Below are 16,087 nucleotides of genomic sequence, written 5' to 3'. Positions count from 1 at the left end.
ATGATTCAGGATGTCGCTCATGTTTCTGTCTCAAAAAAGCTTTACGATCTTCTTGTACCACAAAATGTTACTATTTTGGAGATGTCTATTGCAATCTTTGACTAAACTGGCTGAGCTCTACCTCAGCAACAATGAAATCAGCGACATCACACCATTGCAATCTTTGACTAACTTGACTGTGCTCTACCTCAGCAACAATGAAATCAGCGACATCACATCCTTACAATCCTTGACTAACTTGGCTGTGCTCAACCTCACCTTTAATAAAATCAGCGACATCACACCCTTGCAATCCTTGACTAACCTGAAGATGCTCAAGCTCAGTAACAATGAAATCAGAGACATCAAACCTTTGCAATCCTTGACTAACCTGGGTCAGCTCCGTCTTGATAACAATCAAATCAGCGACATCAAACCCTTGCAATCCTTGACTAAGCTGGGTGGGCTCCATCTCTACAACAATAAAATCAGCGACATCAAACCCTTGCAATCTTTGATTTATCTGGTCGAGCGCCATCTATACCTCAGCGGAAATCCGATCAATCCCAAAACTTGCCCTCTCAAACCAAAGTCTATCTGTCAATGGGAACCACCAACTGAGGTTGACTTAATGCATTAGAGCGAAAAACTCATATTCGGTGAGGACTTCAGTCCTCAAAGTCCGAAAATGCCGCTTGCCCAAAATTCTACGATTTCTCTCAAGTCTTGCTACAAAAGAAGTGTTGGGTTTCTTTCCTCAAGCCTTTAGGCACAGGTGCGTCGCTCGCTCAATTGTCGATATGCAAGTTAGGGATTTATTTTATTATTTCATTGCAGGCGACGTGCCCTACGACTACGACTAAAATGCTGATCGCTGTGGAGTAAATCTAAAATCTAAAATCTAAAACCGAAAATCGACTGACGGCGAGGAGCGATCGCACGTTTTTAGAACACTCAAGAAACTTTCTGCCATACATCCGGTGCAGGCATCGCGGGTTCCTTCTAACTCGGGCGATGTTTTCAACACTTGAAGCGCTGCATAAATCAATCAAATTTCACAAATAGTTGCTCGCAACTATTGGGCATTGCCATTTTTTAAATGCTGTTAACATATCGCCGAGAGTTCGTTGACTATCTTCACTCTTCCCCTGAGAACAGAACGCAGCAGGCGGTTGATCGAAAGTCTGCATTCATCGTCGAGAGAGTCGTCTAAAACAGCGGCCATCAAACCGTAGCGATCGGCTAAAGTCAAACAACCTGTATCGCTAACAGAGGCAAGCATTTCGGAAATAGCGCCGGGGATAAGTTGAACTAAAAACATAAGACGTTCCCTGAATTCGATACTTATATCATCTCTCCTTCTCTAAAAATTAAGAGTGACGCTGGCATAGCAGAGAACGTGATGTTTTGAGGCAAACTGTGTGACAGCCACCGCTCTAATTGTGTGACGAACTCCGTTTTAAGTCTGCGATCTTAGTCACAAGATAATTTTATATCTTCCAATTTCCCCCTCTGCTCTCCCAAATCTAAAGATTTAAAGAGATTTTTTCGCTGCGTGGGTGTCTTTACCCATTACCCATGTATAAAACGCATCTGAGCTATGCGAAAAATTCATAAAACTCAATATTTTGTAAAAATAGCTACGAATGTTTACAGTGGTGCGCTTTACATTAGCTCATAACTAAGGTGCATGGAAACGCAGCGATCGACCGAACCATCGGTAGCAACTATAACCATAAATAGTTTTGCGACGTTCGAGCCAGCGCCCAGTCAAGCTCAAATGTACAGAAGACCAACCATGCTTAAAAGAAATTAGATCTAGTAACTAAATATACAGTTTTAAATCAATACACTCACTAAGGTTAGCAGGAAACACACACTTTATGCTCCAAGTCAATACTTCTCCCCAACAAGCCAGCAGCGAGGGTAAACCGATGACCCAAACAGTAGAACCCAAAGCCCAAGCGAGCCTGAACAAGTTTGAAAAACTCAAAGCCGAAAAAGATGGCTTAGCATTAACAGCCGAACTCGACCACTTCGCCGAGATCGGCTGGGAAGCAATGGACGAAATCGATCGCGAGCACCGCCTCAAATGGCTCGGCATCTTCTTTCGGCCAGTAACTCCCGGCAAATTTATGATGCGGCTGCGCTTGCCCAACGGCATCATTACTAGCAATCAAACCAGAACGCTAGCAGAAATCGTCCAGCGCTACGGGGACGACGGCAGTGCCGACATCACCACCAGACAAAACCTGCAACTGCGCGGAATTCGCATCGAAGACGTGCCCGACATCTTCCGCCGCCTCAAAGAAGCGGGCATGACCAGCATTCAATCTGGCATGGACAACGTGCGCAACATCACGGGTTCCCCAGTCGCGGGCTTGGACGCGGACGAACTGATAGATACGCGGGAACTGGCGAACCAAGTCCAAGACATGATTACCAACAGCGGCGAAGGCAACCCCGCGTTTTCAAATTTGCCGAGAAAGTTTAATATTGCGATCGCAGGCTGCCGCGACAACTCAGTCCACGCAGAAATCAACGACATCGCCTTCGTACCCGCTTACCAAGACGGCAACATCGGCTTTAACGTTTTAGTCGGCGGTTTCTTCTCCGCCAAACGCTGCGAAGCTGCAATTCCTCTCAACGTCTGGGCAAGTCCCAGCGACGTTGTAGATTTGTGCAAAGCCATATTAACTGTGTTTCGCGATCGAGGCCCGAGAGCAAACCGCCAAAAATCGCGGCTGATGTGGCTGATTGACGAACTCGGAATCGAACAATTCCGAGCAGCAGTCGAACAAGAATTTGGTCGCACTTTGCCCGCCGCCGCCCTCAAAGATGAAATCACCTGGGACAAACGCGACCACATCGGCATCTACCCCCAAAAACAATCAGGGCTCAACTATGTAGGGCTGCACGTTCCCGTCGGACGCCTGCAGGCATCGGATTTGTTCGATTTGGCCAGAATCGCCGAGGTTTACGGCAGCGGCGAACTCAGGCTCACTGTCGAAGAAAACGTCATTATTCCCAACGTTCCCGACTCGCGGATTGAATCGCTGGTCAAAGAACCGCTGTTGCAGCGTTTTTCCATCGACCCCGCACCCCTGACGCGAGCATTGGTTTCCTGCACCGGCTCGAAGTTTTGCAACTTCGCCCTCATCGAAACCAAAAGCCGCGCCGTGGCAATGATTGAAGAACTCGAAGCCGAACTGTCAGTTCCCAAACCGGTCAGAATTCACTGGACGGGTTGCCCCAATTCCTGCGGTCAACCCCAAGTAGCAGACATCGGTTTGATGGGCACAAAAGTTCGCAAGAACGGCAAAACCCTCGAAGGTGTAGACATTTACATGGGAGGCACAGTGGGCAAAGACGCTCATTTGGGTACTTGCGTCCAAAAAAGCATCCCTTGCGAAGACCTCAAACCAGTGCTGCACCAACTTTTAGTCGATAACTTCGGGGCCGTTCCCAATCTATCTCAAGAAGATGAGGTAGCTTCCCTCAACCGGCAACTGCAACTGACGGTTGAGAGGGACGAAACGGCAGTCCCGGCAGCCAAACCTCAGACATCTACTGTCATTTTCGCTCGATCGGGCAAAGAAGTTGCTTGCAGCGAAGATGAGTTCATTCTCGATGTTGCCGAACGGGCCGGAGTCGAACTTGACAGCAATTGTCGGTCGGGAAGCTGCGGCACTTGCAAGCAGCAACTCCTAGAAGGACAAACAGTCTACGACAGCCAACCCGACGCGGCCCGAGACTTAGAACCAGGGTTCATTTTAGCTTGCAGCGCGCGGGCGATCGGCAAAGTGTCGATCGACGCCTAATCTCACAATGTGAGGTGCGATGCGAAGGTCGCGAGGCAATCTCACATTTCCACCATCTCAAAGTACAACAACAATTCAAGACAAATGAGCAACCTTTCCAGAAGAAAATTCATCATCACCGCCGGAGCAACAGCAGCCGGCACCCTACTAGCCCACGGTTGCAGTTCCGGTTCCACCACATCTAGCGCAACTTCCAGCAGCGCCACACCCAGCGCAGCCCCAGCAGTCAACATCAACCCTGCCGACGCCCCAGAAGTTACCGCAGCCAAACTCGGATTCATCGCCCTCACCGACTCAGCACCCTTAATCATCGCCCAAGAAAAAGGGCTATTTGCTAAGTACGGCATGAAAGACGTACAAGTTACCAAACAAGCATCTTGGCCAGTTACTCGCGACAACTTAGAACTCGGTTCCGAAAAAGGCGGCATTGACGGAGCCCACATTTTATCGCCCATGCCTTACCAATTGACATTAGGCACAATTACCAAAGGCAACCAGCCTGTGCCGATGAACATTGTGGCGCGGTTAAATACTAACGGCCAGGCAATTTCCCTCAGCAAAAAATACCTAGATTTAAAAGTAGGTACTGACAGCAAACCTCTCAAAGAAGCCCTCGCCAATCAAAAAATTGCTATTACCTTTCCCGGCGGCACCCACGACTTGTGGATGCGCTACTGGCTAGCAGCCGGCGGTATTAATCCAGATACAGATGTTTCGGTGATTCCCATACCGCCGCCCCAAATGGTAGCGAACATGAAATCTGGCAGCATGGAAGCCTTTTGCGTAGGCGAACCTTGGAATGCTCAGCTAGTTACTCAAAAGGTAGGATACACCGCCTTAGTAACCGGAGAACTTTGGAAAGACCACCCAGAAAAAGCTTTCGCTTTAAGAGGAGATTGGGTTGAGAAAAACCCCAAAGCTGCTAAAGCAATAACAATGGCCGTACTGGAAGCCCAGCAGTGGTGCGACAAGGCAGAAAATCACGATGAGATGTGCCAAATCATCTCTCAAGATAAGTGGTTAAAAGTTCCAGTAGCAGATATTATCAGTCGCTCTAAAGGTCAAATTGACTACGGTACCGGCCGCATTGAAGCTGCCAGCCCAGTAGCTATGAAATTCTGGGCTGATAATGCTTCCTATCCCTACAAGAGTCACGATGCTTGGTTCCTCACTGAAAATATTCGCTGGGGTTATATGCCAGCAACTACAGACATCAAAGCCACGGTTGATAAAGTTAACCGCGAAGATATTTGGAAAGCAGCAGCGACAGCACTTGGCGTTCCCGCCGCCCAAATTCCAGCTACCACTTCTCGCGGTGTTGAAACCTTCTTTGACGGCGTGAAGTTTGACCCAGAAAAACCACAAGAATATCTGAATGGTCTGGCAATCAAGAAAGCATAATTAGTGAACAGTTGACTGTTAACTGTTAAGAATTGACCAATTTTTAAATTGAGTTGAGTTGGGTTTCCTAACTCAACCCACCCCAGACACGGCGATCGCTTCAAAGTATCTACAAATAATCGATTATTCACAATACTGCACAAACAAAAATGGCAACAAACCTCGCTGTTACTAAAAGCAAAAATCCAGTAAATTTCGTTCTGGATCGGGTTCAAAAAAACCGCCGAAAAATCATCCGCCCGCTGGTAGCAATTACAGTTCTGCTCATAATCTGGCAGATCCTCTGCCACAGTCCAGAGTCCACCTTGCCGGGCCCAATCAAAGCTGTCCAAGAAAGCTGGAATCTGATTATCAATCCTTTCTTCGACAATGGCGGTACAGATAAAGGCTTGTTCTGGCAAATTTTGGCTAGCTTGCAGCGGGTGGCGATCGGCTTTACTTTGGCAGCAGTTCTCGGCATCAGTTTAGGAATCCTGATCGGCACAAACTCCCTAATGTTCGATGCTTTAGACCCGCTGTTTCAAGTATTCAGAACTATCCCGCCCCTGGCTTGGCTGCCGATCGCCCTAGCTGTATTTCAACAGTTCAATCCCTTTGAAGGCATGGGGGTGAAAGCTAACGAAGTGTCAGCATTATTCGTCATCTTAATTACAGCAATTTGGCCGATTTTAATTAACACGACAGTAGGCGTTCAACAAATACCCCAAGACTACAGAAACGTCGCCCGAGTCTTGCGCCTCCCCAACCAAAAATACTTCTGGAAAATCCTGCTCCCTTCTTCTGTTCCTTACATCTTCACTGGCTTGAGAATTGGCATCGGTTTGTCTTGGCTGGCGATCGTAGCTGCGGAAATGTTAGTCGGCGGCGTCGGCATCGGCTTCTTCATCTGGGACGCTTACAACAGTTCTCGACTCAGCGACGTGATTCTAGCAGTGCTTTATGTAGGAATTGTCGGTTTGATTTTAGACAGAGTTGTTGGTTTCATCGCTTCCAAAGTTGTTCCAGAAGAACAGAAATAGGATTTGGGAATGGGGAATGGGTGATTAGTGGTTGGTGATTGGTGATTAGTTATTAGGAAGCGGGAATAATTATATATGCCCCATGCCCCATTCCCCATTCCCAATGCCCCATGTCCAATGCCCAAATTCCAATTAATAACTAGCATCTACAAATTACAAACTAACCTAAAATAGCCATGTCAGTATTTGTTGAAGTAGACCACGTTGACCGCGTATTTAACTTGCCAAATGGAGAGCAATACATCGCTCTTAAAAATATCGAACTTAAAATAAAAAAGGGAGAATTCATCACCTTAATCGGACACTCGGGCTGCGGCAAATCTACGCTGCTAAATATCATCGCCGGTCTCGACAAAGCAAGTCAGGGCGGGATTATCTTAGAAGGACGCGAAGTCCGCGATCCAGGCCCGGACAGAATGGTGGTGTTTCAAAATTACTCGCTGCTACCTTGGCTGACGGTGCGCGAAAATATCGCCCTAGCAGTAAATGAAATTTACAGCGGTAACTCTCAAGAAGATCGCGAGTTGGTGATCGAACACCACATTAAATTGGTCGGACTCGGACACGCCGCCGACAAACGCCCGGGCGAAATTTCTGGGGGGATGAAACAAAGAGTTGCGATCGCCCGTGCTCTGGCGATTCGCCCGAAATTGCTGCTGCTAGACGAACCCTTCGGCGCCCTCGATGCTTTAACTCGCGGCGGTTTGCAAGAACAGTTGATGAAAATTTGCGAAGAAAGCAAAGTCACCAGCGTGATGGTAACTCACGACGTGGATGAGGCTTTATTGCTCAGCGATCGCATTGTAATGCTCACCAACGGCCCGGAAGCGCAAATCGGGCAAATCCTCGAAGTGAACATTCCCCGCCCCCGCAAGCGCATGGAAGTTGTCAACCATCCGAGTTACTACGCGCTGCGCAACGAAATGGTTTACTTCCTCAACCAGCAAAAGCGGGTCAAACAGCGCCGGGCCAAACAACAACCGCCCGTCATCGCCCGCAACGGCTTGGAAAAAATCAACCTCGACATCGGCTTTATTCCCCTCACCGACTGCGCGCCCTTAGTTGTAGCCAAAGAAAAAGGATTCTTCCAAGCCCACGGCTTAGAAGAAGTTTCTCTCAGCCGCGAACCTAGCTGGAAAGCGATCGCCAAAGGAGTCGCCGAAGGACGGCTGGACGCAGCGCAAATGGTCGCAGGAATGCCGATCGCCATGCTGTTGGGCCTGGACGGCGAAGCCCCTGTACCCGTCTGCAGCGCCATGACGCTCTCTCGCAACGGCAATTCGATTGTTTTCAGCAAAGACCTTTACAGACAAGGCATTCGGACGTTAGAGGATTTCAAAGCTGCGATCGCCAAGACTCCAGATAAAGTTCACACCTTGGGCACGGTACACTCAGCCTCCATGCACAACCTGCTGTTCCGCTACTGGCTGGCCGCCGGCGGCATCGACCCCGACCTCGACGTGGGCTTGACCGTGATTCCGCCTCCACAGATGGTATCGAATTTAAAAGCAGGCAACATTGACGGCTACTGCTCGGGCGACCCCTGGAACTCCCACGCAGTCAACAGCGGTACGGGTTTTGTCATGGCCCGTTCCCTCGATATTCTGCCCGGACACATCGAAAAAGTTCTCGGTGTTACCGAAGATTGGGCTCAGAAATATCCTCAAACCCACCTGGCTCTCGTCAAAGCGCTTTTGGAAGCCTGCGACTACTGCGACGACCGCCGCAACCGCGAAGAAGTCCTAGAGTTGATTAGCCAAGGACAATACATCGGTGCCGATCCGAAAGACATCCGTCCGGGGTTCCTCGACCCGTACAACTCCGGTACGGAGGCAGAACCTGAAATGCTCTACAACTTCAACCAGTTCTACGTTGACAAAACCAATTGTCCAGACCGCCTAGAAATGGTGTGGGTGATGGCGCAGATGGCTCGCTGGGGACTGATTCCGTTCCCGAAAAACTGGGTGGAAGTGGTCGATCGAGTTTTGCGGCCCGATGTTTTCGGTCAAGCCGTGCGCGAATTGGGTTTGCCTGATATCGCCAGAGATCGCCGGACGATCGAGCTATTTGACGGCACTGTGTTTAATCTAGACGACCCGATCGACTATCTCCACAATGTCAAAATCAAGCGCGGCGTCCGCATTGAAGAAATCTTAATTGAACAAATAGGCAGTCAGTGTTCCATCAAACTGCCAGCATAACCAGCAAATAGGAAGAGGGAATGAGGAGCAAGAAATCAGGAAACAAGACTCCACATTTCCCGCTTCCTAACTCCCTAATTTCAAATTCTCAATCCAAATTTCTCATGTCTAATTCATCAACCCAAAATCCAAATCCTGAAAATATGCAAACTCTCAAAACCCCCGAAACAACGAAAATTGAGACGCAGAAGCAAGACTTTCTTACTATTAAAGACGTATCGAAAGTCTACGAAACTCCTAAAGGCCCTTACGTCGTTCTCGACGGTGTAAACCTGACTATTAATGAAGGCGAATTTATTTGTTTGATCGGTCACTCGGGCTGCGGCAAATCAACTTTGCTGAATATGATTGCGGGATTCAACGGGCCGACAAACGGAGAAGTTGCCCTGCAAGGTTCGCAGATTACTGAACCAGGCCCCGATCGCATGGTGGTGTTTCAAAACTACTCGCTTTTGCCGTGGCTGACTGCTACTGAAAACATTCACCTCGGCGTTGAAAATGTCTACCCGAACAAGTCCGCCGACGAACACAATACGATCGTCAAGGAACACTTGGAATTAGTGGGGCTGACGGAAGCTTGTAACAAAAGACCGGGCCAATTGTCAGGGGGGATGAAACAGCGGGTGGCGATCGCCCGAGCTCTGGCAACTCAACCCAAACTCTTGATTTTAGACGAACCTTTCGGCGCTTTAGACCCAATTACGCGGGAAGAGTTGCAGGAAGAATTACTGAAAATTTGGCGGCAGCACAAAATTACCGTCATTATGATTACTCACGATATTGATGAAGCTTTGTTTTTGGCCGATCGCATCGTGATGATGACCAACGGGCCTGCTGCTTCTATCGGCGAAGATATGCACATTCCGTTCAGCCGTCCCCGCAACCGGGCGCGGATTATGGAAGACCCGAAATACTACGAACTGCGCAACTTTGCTTTGGAGTTCCTGTTTTCTCGCTACGCGCACCACGAAGAGGATGAAGCAACGGACTCGGAGACAGAAGCCGTCGCGCTACCGATGCCATTACCTGCTAGCAAAAAGCCTGCGTTTGCGGAGACTGCTAACAGGCCGATCGCACCTGCACCTTTTGTGTCTCACGCTGCTGCCGAACCCCCAGAAGTTTCGCCGATCAAACGCGGCATCCTGGCAGCCTCGTGGTTCGTAGCAATGGTTACTTTAGCAGCCGTCAATATGTCTGGTGTTTCCAACCAGCTAAAGCAAGCGAAACTAGCAGAAACTGCACCTCCAGCGGCGACTGCGGCGGCGGTTGTGAGTTCTCCCCCCAGCCCGCAAATCGCAGCAAGTTCGATCGCACCAACTGCTAGCCCTGCACCCATCGCTGCTGCTGCCAGTCCTGCACCCATCGCTGCTGCCAGCCCTGCACCCATCGCTGCTGCTGCCAGTCCTGCACCCATCGCTGCTGCCGCCGCGACGGCTGCCTCGCCCAATGCAGCAACCAGTGCCACATCAGAGATTTCTGACCAAGCCGAACTCGATGCGATCGGAAAGCAGTTGTATGCACAAATCGACCAAAATTGGAGAACAACTCCGACATTTACCGAAAGTTTGACTTATCGGGTCAAAGTAAAACAAAACGGCGATATCCTACAGTTCGATCCCACAAATAAAGCAGCTAAAGATTTCGTCAAAGAAACTCCTCTGCCTGTTTTGCAAACTCCTACAGGTGCCACAACAGGCGCTGAAAAAACTGCTGAATTCCAAGTAACTTTTAGCCCCACCAACGGTGGCGTATTTGAAGTTAAATCAGGGAAGTAGGGAATATAATACTCCCGCACTAAATCTCTAATTGCTATCAACAACTAGGTCAAAAGTAGTACCGGCGCGCTGTTCGATCCCTGCAAAAAATCCTCCTAGCCCCCCATCCTTGGGGTGACAAGATTTAGGTCAGGAGTCCCTCTATTTGAGAGGAATTTAGGCGCAGCGAGAAGCTGGCTACAACCCAGATCGATCGCGAGTTTTAGTAAGAGATCGGTTAATTTTAAATCAGGGTATTGTCCGTTGTTGTAAAGCATTTTTGCGGTAATTTAGTAACTATTGATACGTTATTTGCAGGAGCTCTCAGTTCCGACTATAATGACGAATTACCAATTACCCATTAGCTTTCAAAAATTAGCATCTAAAATCACCAGATGGAAACTATAAAAACTCTTTGCCCTTACTGCGGTGTAGGTTGCGGTCTAGAAGTTGTTGCCGACAAAAAACAAAATTGGAAAGTGCGGGGCGATCGCAATCACCCATCGAGTCAGGGCATGGTTTGTATTAAGGGAGCAACCGTAGCAGAGTCGATTCGGAGCGATCGGCTACTTTATCCGATGATGCGAGATACTCTCGACCAACCTTTCCGCCGCGCTAGCTGGGACGAAGCTCTCGATGCAATTGTTAACCGCATCCAAACAGTTCGCAGCACCAGCGGCCCCGATGCTTTGTGCGTTTACGGTTCGGGTCAATTCGCTACAGAAGATTATTATATTGCCCAGAAACTAATGAAAGGTTGTCTGGGTACTAATAATTTTGATGCTAATTCTCGCTTGTGTATGTCTTCAGCAGTTTCGGGATACGTTCAAAGTTTTGGTTCGGACGGGCCGCCTTGCTGTTACGACGATTTAGAATTAACAGATTGCGCTTTTATTATTGGCAGCAATACAGCGGAATGCCATCCGATTGTATTCAATCGATTAGCAAAATACCACAAAAAAAATCCAAATGTTAAGATGATTGTGGTAGATCCGAGGCGGACTCCGACTGCTGAAGCGGCGGATTTGCACTTAGCAATTAAACCGGGTACGGATATAGATTTGCTTAACGGAATTGCATATTTGCTGTTGCGCAGGCAAGCAATAGATCCTGAGTTTATTCAAGAATGCACGGCGAATTTTTCAGCTTTTGCTGAGGTTATTAGCAGCTACACGCCGGAGTTTGTAGCCTCGCGCTGCGGCATTACTGTCAGCGAGTTAGAAACGGCGGCAAACTATTGGGAACAGTCGCAGCGCGTTTTGTCGCTGTGGTCGATGGGAATCAACCAGTCCTCCGAAGGCACGGCAAAGGTGCGATCGCTGATTAATTTGCACTTGATGACCGGTCAAATCGGCAAACCGGGATGCGGCCCGTTTTCCCTCACCGGCCAGCCAAACGCGATGGGAGGGCGGGAAGCCGGAGGACTGTCTCACTTATTGCCGGGATATCGGTTTGTGAAAAATGACGAACACAGAACCCAAGTCGAAGAGTTTTGGGGAATCGCACCGGGAAGTATTTCGCCGAATCCGGGCCGGACAGCTTGGGACATGATTGTGGGCTTGGAAACTGGGGATGTCGAGTTGCTGTGGATTGCAGCTACAAATCCGGTGGTGAGTATGCCGGATTTGGAACGCACAAAGGCGGCTTTGCTGCGATCGCCCTTTACTATTTATCAAGAAGCTTACTATCCCACAGAAACCTCCGCCTACGCTCACATCCTGCTGCCGGCAACGCAGTGGAGTGAAAAAACCGGGGTGATGACGAATTCCGAACGCCGCGTTACCTTTTGTCCCGGTTTCGACACTCCCTCCGGGGAAGCCCGCGACGACTGGAGCATTTTCGCCGAGGTGGGACGGCGGTTGGGTTTTGCCGAACACTTTGCTTTCGAGAACAGTGCGGAGATTTTTAAAGAGTACGCGCAGTTAACGCGGGGCCAGCCTTGCGACATGACCGGCCTCAGCCACGAATACATCCGCCAAGAAGGGCCGCAGCAGTGGCCTTGCCGGGAAAACGAGCCTGTGCATCCAGCGAACGAAGCGAAACGGCTGTATACTGACAGGCGTTTTCACACTCCTGACGCGCGGGCGAGATTTTCCGCCTATCACTCCCGGGGACTGGCAGAACCTCCCGATCCGAATTATCCGTTTGTGTTGACGACAGGGAGACTTTACGGACACTGGCACACGATGACGCGGACGGGTAGAACAGAAAAAATTAATCAATTGCACCCCGATCCGTTTTTGGAAATTCACCCGCGCGATGCTGCCAAATTGCAGATTAAGGAGGGGGATTTGCTGGAAGTTCGATCGCGCCGCGGCAAGGGGCAGTTTCCGGCAAAAGTCACCAAGGCGATCGCCCCGGGTACGCTATTTGTACCGATGCACTGGGGTTCTCTGTGGGCCGAAGGTGCTGAAGCTAATGCCATGACTCATTCTGCAAGCTGTCCAGATTCCAAACAGCCCGAGTTAAAAGCTTGTGCGGTGCAGTTGGTGTTGGTTGGGGCAGAAGTTGCAGCAGAAGTTGCAGCAGAAGTTGCAGCAGAAGTTGGGGAATTTAATTGGGCAAAATCCACCCTCGCCGTCACTTCTTGAGCTGCCCTCCAACTATGGGATGTTACAACTCACCGAATAACGAGGGGGAAGCCCCTGGCGATCGACATGGGGATGAACGCGGTTGACGTTCGGCGCTGAGTCTAGTCGCGCTGAGTCGAACGATTTGAGATTTACTCCACAGATCAATCTGGGAGCTTGAACAAGAGTCTAAAATTACGATCTCTCGACGACTCCTGTCGTTCGCAAGTATCCGTTTTTAAGGTAACAACCTCTCTCGATCGAGCCATTTTGATCCCGGACGCACCCTACACATAAATCTCAAATCCTCAATCCCAAATCTAAAACCTACAATCGTTATGCCATTACCCAGCCTACAAGCTGCGTTTCCCCGGCAGAGCCCGGGAACAAGGAAAATTAAATTTATTTATTCTAAGTTTTTCATTCTTGATGGGGGGTTTTTCCTTCGGGAGAATGTCTTCTGGCGAAGGCCTTCTGCTTTCTTTTTAATTAATCGAGTCAGACAATTGCAGTTTGCACCTATAGGTGCTATGATGTTTTTACAAGGCTTTATTTTCGGCAGTACAGTTCGTTCGATCGGCGTTCCTCCGGATTTAAATCTCTACACCCTCTGATTCTGGAGAATGTTCAATGTCAATCTATGTCGGCAATTTATCCTACGAAGTAACGCAGGAGCACCTCAGCCAAACTTTTGGAGAGTACGGAACAGTAAAGCGCATTCAATTGCCTGCTGACCGCGAAACAGGCCGGATGCGTGGCTTCGCTTTCGTAGAAATGTCTACTGAAGCCGAAGAAACCGCAGCCATTGAGGCTCTTGACGGTGCTGAGTGGATGGGTCGCGACCTCAAGGTCAATAAGGCAAAACCCCGCGAAGAACGTGGTTCTTCTAACAGCGGTAACTGGGGCAACAACGATCGCGGTGGCAATTCTCGTCGCTACTAAACCACCCAAGCTAAATTTTTAGCTCGCTTGTGTTGTGCCGGAGCGATCGGAGAGTCAACAATCATTCTCTGTGAAACATAGATAGTTAGTTGTGCGATCGCACCGCGCCTTAAAGTCCTCAAAATATTGCTAGACAATAGTTTGAGGCTTTTTTATAGCAAAAATTCTCGATCGGGAGTTCGATCGCACGCGATCGATTCCTAGCTGACATGAAAAACTATAAAATATAACAGGCAGAGAGAGCTGCCTTCCGCAACGCCCGGGTGGTACAGTGAAACCAGGTAATCCCAGAGTTTTGCGCTTGCAAAGTGTACCGAACAATGACAGAATCATCAAGAAAGATGACTAAATCACGGGTATGCTGAAAAAAATATTTAGGCAAATTTCCAAGTCAAGCAGTGATGAAAATTTTCTGCATTTTACAGAAAGTGTAGAAGTAGTAATATCGAAAATTTTATCACTGGCGATGATTTTGGTAATTCTCGTCAGCGTTTGCGATTTGCTGATTTTTTTAGCAAAAGAATTGGTAACCCACACTGATACTTTGTTAAAAGACACGTTGTTTGTCATATTTGGGTTATTTTTAAATGTTTTAATTGCTCTGGAAATCTTGGAAAATATTACAGCTTATCTGAAAAAGCACGTAATTCAAGTAGAGCTGGTTATTGTAACTTCTTTGATAGCAGTATCTCGAAAAATCATCATTCTTGACCTGGAAAAGAAAACCGCAGCCGACTTGATTGGTTTGGCGATTGCAATTTTCGCGCTTTCAATCAGTTACTTGATAGTGCGGCACACCAATAAAGAAAAAGATTAATATCGGGAATTAGGAACCGCCTCGCCGAAGTAGGGGGATTTTTTAATAACTAATATCATGTCCGGTCGAGCGACCGGATATGGTATTATTCCAATAAACCAGGAGGAGGCACAATTTCAATTCGGCCTTGTTCTAAGTCAACAACTGGCACAATCTCTTCCACAAAAGGAATCAAAATTTTTGTTGATTTAGGCTCTTTAACGCGAATTTTCCGTGGTTTGCGGGTATTTCTGGGGTCAGCGTTTGCTTTAGGAGTTTCAGGCTGTTTTGGCTTTTCTAATTCTGCGACAACAGTTTCCGGCGGCGTTAGATTCGTTTCAACTTCTAAAAGGTCGTTACCTGCGGGAATAATATCACTTACCTTGCCTAAGATTTCCCCGGTTAACTGGTTAATAACTTCCATCCCGATCAAATCTTGGACGTAAAACTCATCAGATTCGAGGTAAGGTCGATCGGTCTTTTCAACAAACAACTTGCAGCCCCGCAGGGCCTCAGCACCGTCGCGGTCTTCCACACCCTCTACCTCTACAGCATACAGCCCTTTACCCGGAATGTAGCGACCGCCCAAAAACTCGATCGGTTCCGGTTCACTTTTGTTAGGGCGCAAAATCCACCGCTTCCCCGGTTCGATAAACCTTTCCGGGAAATCCGAATCGGGATAGACTCGCACTTCCCCGTCCAAACCTTGAGCTGCTACAATTTTACCGATTTCTATCCACTCAGACATAGATTATATCACTCAAATTGCTACTAATTGATAATGGGAATTGGCAATTTGGAATTGGAAATTCGCAATTGGGAATTGGTAACTGAAAAATCTTGAATTATGTTTGTTCTTTCTTCCCTCTTCCTTCTTCCCTCTTCCTTCTTCCTTCTTCCTTCTTTACACCAATCCCGTCCTCAGCGCCACAACTGCTGCTTGCACGCGGTCATCCACTGCCAACTTATTCATAATACCGCGAACATGAGTTTTAATAGTATTTGGACTCAAGTAAAGCGCCGCTGCAATTTCGGGATTGCTGTTACCTTCCACCATTAATTTTAACACCTCCAATTCCCGCTGCGACAACTGACCAAAAGTAGTTGTAGAGGCAGGTATCGGGGGTTTGAGGTGTTCGATGACAGTCCGAGCAATTTGAGGGTCAAGATATGTCGCCCCTTCTGCAGCGGCTGCAATCGCTGCTAACAGCCTGTCTACGGAAGCACCTTTAATGCAATAAGCATCAGCACCGCTAGAAAGGGCAGCAATAATTTCAGTTTCTGCCGTGTGAGAAGTTAACATTACTACTCGAACTTCTGGCAGTTGTGCTTTAATTTGCTGCGTCGCTGCTATGCCGTCCAGCCGAGGCAAACCGATATCCATTACAATAATATCAGGTTTTAGTTTCAGTGCGGCTGCTACGCCTAAATAACCGTCTTCTGCTTGTCCTACTATTTCTATTTCTGGGGAATCGGCTAAAACTTGCTCTAATCCCAGTTGCATCATCGGGTCATCTTCAACAATTAAAATTTTCATAATACGAAGGAAGAAGGAAGAAGGAAGAAGGAAAGAAGGAAGAAGGAAGAAGGAAGAAGGAAGAAGG

The 16,087-nt window shown here is 48.3% G+C and carries 14 protein-coding genes and 1 pseudogene; 11 read left to right on the top strand and 4 right to left on the bottom strand.

Going from position 1 to position 16,087, the window contains the following annotated elements:
- The first annotated feature begins 10 nt into the window (after nucleotides 1-10).
- Entirely contained in the window at nucleotides 11-619 is a 609-nt protein-coding gene (locus E5S67_RS22915; protein WP_172190673.1) for a leucine-rich repeat domain-containing protein, read from the top strand.
- A gap of 55 nt (nucleotides 620-674) precedes the next feature.
- Nucleotides 675-842, top strand: a complete 168-nt coding sequence (locus E5S67_RS22910; protein WP_172190672.1) for a hypothetical protein — start codon at nucleotides 675-677, stop codon at nucleotides 840-842.
- A 242-nt stretch (nucleotides 843-1,084) separates the two neighbouring features.
- On the opposite strand, the gene E5S67_RS22905 is transcribed toward E5S67_RS22910, so the two are convergent.
- Entirely contained in the window at nucleotides 1,085-1,300 is a 216-nt protein-coding gene (locus E5S67_RS22905) for a hypothetical protein (protein ID WP_172190671.1), read from the bottom strand.
- Nucleotides 1,301-1,913: 613 nt separating this feature from the next.
- Between E5S67_RS22905 and E5S67_RS22900 the strand changes: the two are divergent.
- From E5S67_RS22900 to E5S67_RS22870, 8 genes and pseudogenes are all read left to right on the top strand, one after another.
- Nucleotides 1,914-3,449: pseudogene (locus tag E5S67_RS22900) on the top strand (ferredoxin--nitrite reductase); the annotation flags it as partial.
- A 39-nt stretch (nucleotides 3,450-3,488) separates the two neighbouring features.
- Nucleotides 3,489-3,800, top strand: coding sequence for a 2Fe-2S iron-sulfur cluster-binding protein (locus E5S67_RS34550; protein ID WP_339382969.1), 312 nt, complete (start codon nucleotides 3,489-3,491; stop codon nucleotides 3,798-3,800).
- Nucleotides 3,801-3,884: 84 nt separating this feature from the next.
- Nucleotides 3,885-5,201, top strand: coding sequence for a CmpA/NrtA family ABC transporter substrate-binding protein (locus E5S67_RS22895; RefSeq protein ID WP_172190670.1), 1,317 nt, complete (start codon nucleotides 3,885-3,887; stop codon nucleotides 5,199-5,201).
- Between the two features lie 149 nt (nucleotides 5,202-5,350).
- Complete coding sequence (gene ntrB, locus E5S67_RS22890; RefSeq protein ID WP_172190669.1) at nucleotides 5,351-6,220, top strand: nitrate ABC transporter permease; 870 nt, start codon at nucleotides 5,351-5,353, stop codon at nucleotides 6,218-6,220.
- Nucleotides 6,221-6,396: 176 nt separating this feature from the next.
- Nucleotides 6,397-8,421 (top strand): ABC transporter ATP-binding/substrate-binding protein, encoded by a 2,025-nt coding sequence (locus E5S67_RS22885; protein WP_172190668.1) that lies wholly within the window; start codon nucleotides 6,397-6,399, stop codon nucleotides 8,419-8,421.
- Between the two features lie 104 nt (nucleotides 8,422-8,525).
- Nucleotides 8,526-10,196 (top strand): ABC transporter ATP-binding protein, encoded by a 1,671-nt coding sequence (locus E5S67_RS22880; protein ID WP_246276938.1) that lies wholly within the window; start codon nucleotides 8,526-8,528, stop codon nucleotides 10,194-10,196.
- A gap of 374 nt (nucleotides 10,197-10,570) precedes the next feature.
- Nucleotides 10,571-12,766 carry a molybdopterin oxidoreductase family protein gene (locus E5S67_RS22875; protein ID WP_172190666.1) on the top strand — a complete coding sequence of 732 codons (2,196 nt, stop codon included), beginning with the start codon at nucleotides 10,571-10,573 and terminating at the stop codon, nucleotides 12,764-12,766.
- 609 nt (nucleotides 12,767-13,375) lie between these two features.
- On the top strand, nucleotides 13,376-13,687 hold the full coding sequence (locus tag E5S67_RS22870) for an RNA recognition motif domain-containing protein (RefSeq protein WP_172190665.1): 312 nt from the start codon (nucleotides 13,376-13,378) through the stop codon (nucleotides 13,685-13,687).
- Here E5S67_RS22870 and E5S67_RS22865 read toward each other — a convergent pair.
- Nucleotides 13,684-13,824 (bottom strand): hypothetical protein, encoded by a 141-nt coding sequence (locus E5S67_RS22865; RefSeq protein ID WP_172190664.1) that lies wholly within the window; start codon nucleotides 13,822-13,824, stop codon nucleotides 13,684-13,686. The genes E5S67_RS22870 and E5S67_RS22865 overlap by 4 nt on opposite strands.
- 221 nt (nucleotides 13,825-14,045) lie before the next feature.
- Between E5S67_RS22865 and E5S67_RS22860 the strand changes: the two genes are divergently transcribed.
- Entirely contained in the window at nucleotides 14,046-14,504 is a 459-nt protein-coding gene (locus E5S67_RS22860) for a phosphate-starvation-inducible PsiE family protein (RefSeq protein WP_172190663.1), read from the top strand.
- An 85-nt stretch (nucleotides 14,505-14,589) separates the two neighbouring features.
- Here the strand turns inward: E5S67_RS22860 and rimM are convergent, their stop codons facing one another.
- Complete coding sequence (rimM, locus tag E5S67_RS22855; protein ID WP_172190662.1) at nucleotides 14,590-15,231, bottom strand: ribosome maturation factor RimM; 642 nt, start codon at nucleotides 15,229-15,231, stop codon at nucleotides 14,590-14,592.
- A gap of 156 nt (nucleotides 15,232-15,387) precedes the next feature.
- Nucleotides 15,388-16,020, bottom strand: a complete 633-nt coding sequence (locus E5S67_RS22850; protein ID WP_015179099.1) for a response regulator — start codon at nucleotides 16,018-16,020, stop codon at nucleotides 15,388-15,390.
- Between the last annotated feature and the right edge of the window lie 67 nt (nucleotides 16,021-16,087).

This window comes from Microcoleus asticus IPMA8 (genome assembly GCF_013179805.1).
GTDB lineage: Bacteria > Cyanobacteriota > Cyanobacteriia > Cyanobacteriales > Microcoleaceae > Microcoleus > Microcoleus asticus.
This window is presented reverse-complemented; position numbering and strand designations above follow the sequence as displayed.

What these genes read in the sequence shown, in the direction of transcription:
- E5S67_RS22915 (WP_172190673.1), top strand. Translation starts at nt 11, where the DNA reads ATGTCGCTCATGTTTCTGTCTCAAAAAAGCTTTACGATCTTCTTGTAC.
- E5S67_RS22905 (WP_172190671.1), bottom strand. Translation starts at nt 1,300, where the DNA reads ATGTTTTTAGTTCAACTTATCCCCGGCGCTATTTCCGAAATGCTTGCC.
- E5S67_RS22895 (WP_172190670.1), top strand. Translation starts at nt 3,885, where the DNA reads ATGAGCAACCTTTCCAGAAGAAAATTCATCATCACCGCCGGAGCAACA.
- ntrB (WP_172190669.1), top strand. Translation starts at nt 5,351, where the DNA reads ATGGCAACAAACCTCGCTGTTACTAAAAGCAAAAATCCAGTAAATTTC.
- E5S67_RS22885 (WP_172190668.1), top strand. Translation starts at nt 6,397, where the DNA reads ATGTCAGTATTTGTTGAAGTAGACCACGTTGACCGCGTATTTAACTTG.
- E5S67_RS22880 (WP_246276938.1), top strand. Translation starts at nt 8,526, where the DNA reads ATGTCTAATTCATCAACCCAAAATCCAAATCCTGAAAATATGCAAACT.
- E5S67_RS22875 (WP_172190666.1), top strand. Translation starts at nt 10,571, where the DNA reads ATGGAAACTATAAAAACTCTTTGCCCTTACTGCGGTGTAGGTTGCGGT.
- E5S67_RS22870 (WP_172190665.1), top strand. Translation starts at nt 13,376, where the DNA reads ATGTCAATCTATGTCGGCAATTTATCCTACGAAGTAACGCAGGAGCAC.
- E5S67_RS22860 (WP_172190663.1), top strand. Translation starts at nt 14,046, where the DNA reads ATGCTGAAAAAAATATTTAGGCAAATTTCCAAGTCAAGCAGTGATGAA.
- rimM (WP_172190662.1), bottom strand. Translation starts at nt 15,231, where the DNA reads ATGTCTGAGTGGATAGAAATCGGTAAAATTGTAGCAGCTCAAGGTTTG.
- E5S67_RS22850 (WP_015179099.1), bottom strand. Translation starts at nt 16,020, where the DNA reads ATGAAAATTTTAATTGTTGAAGATGACCCGATGATGCAACTGGGATTA.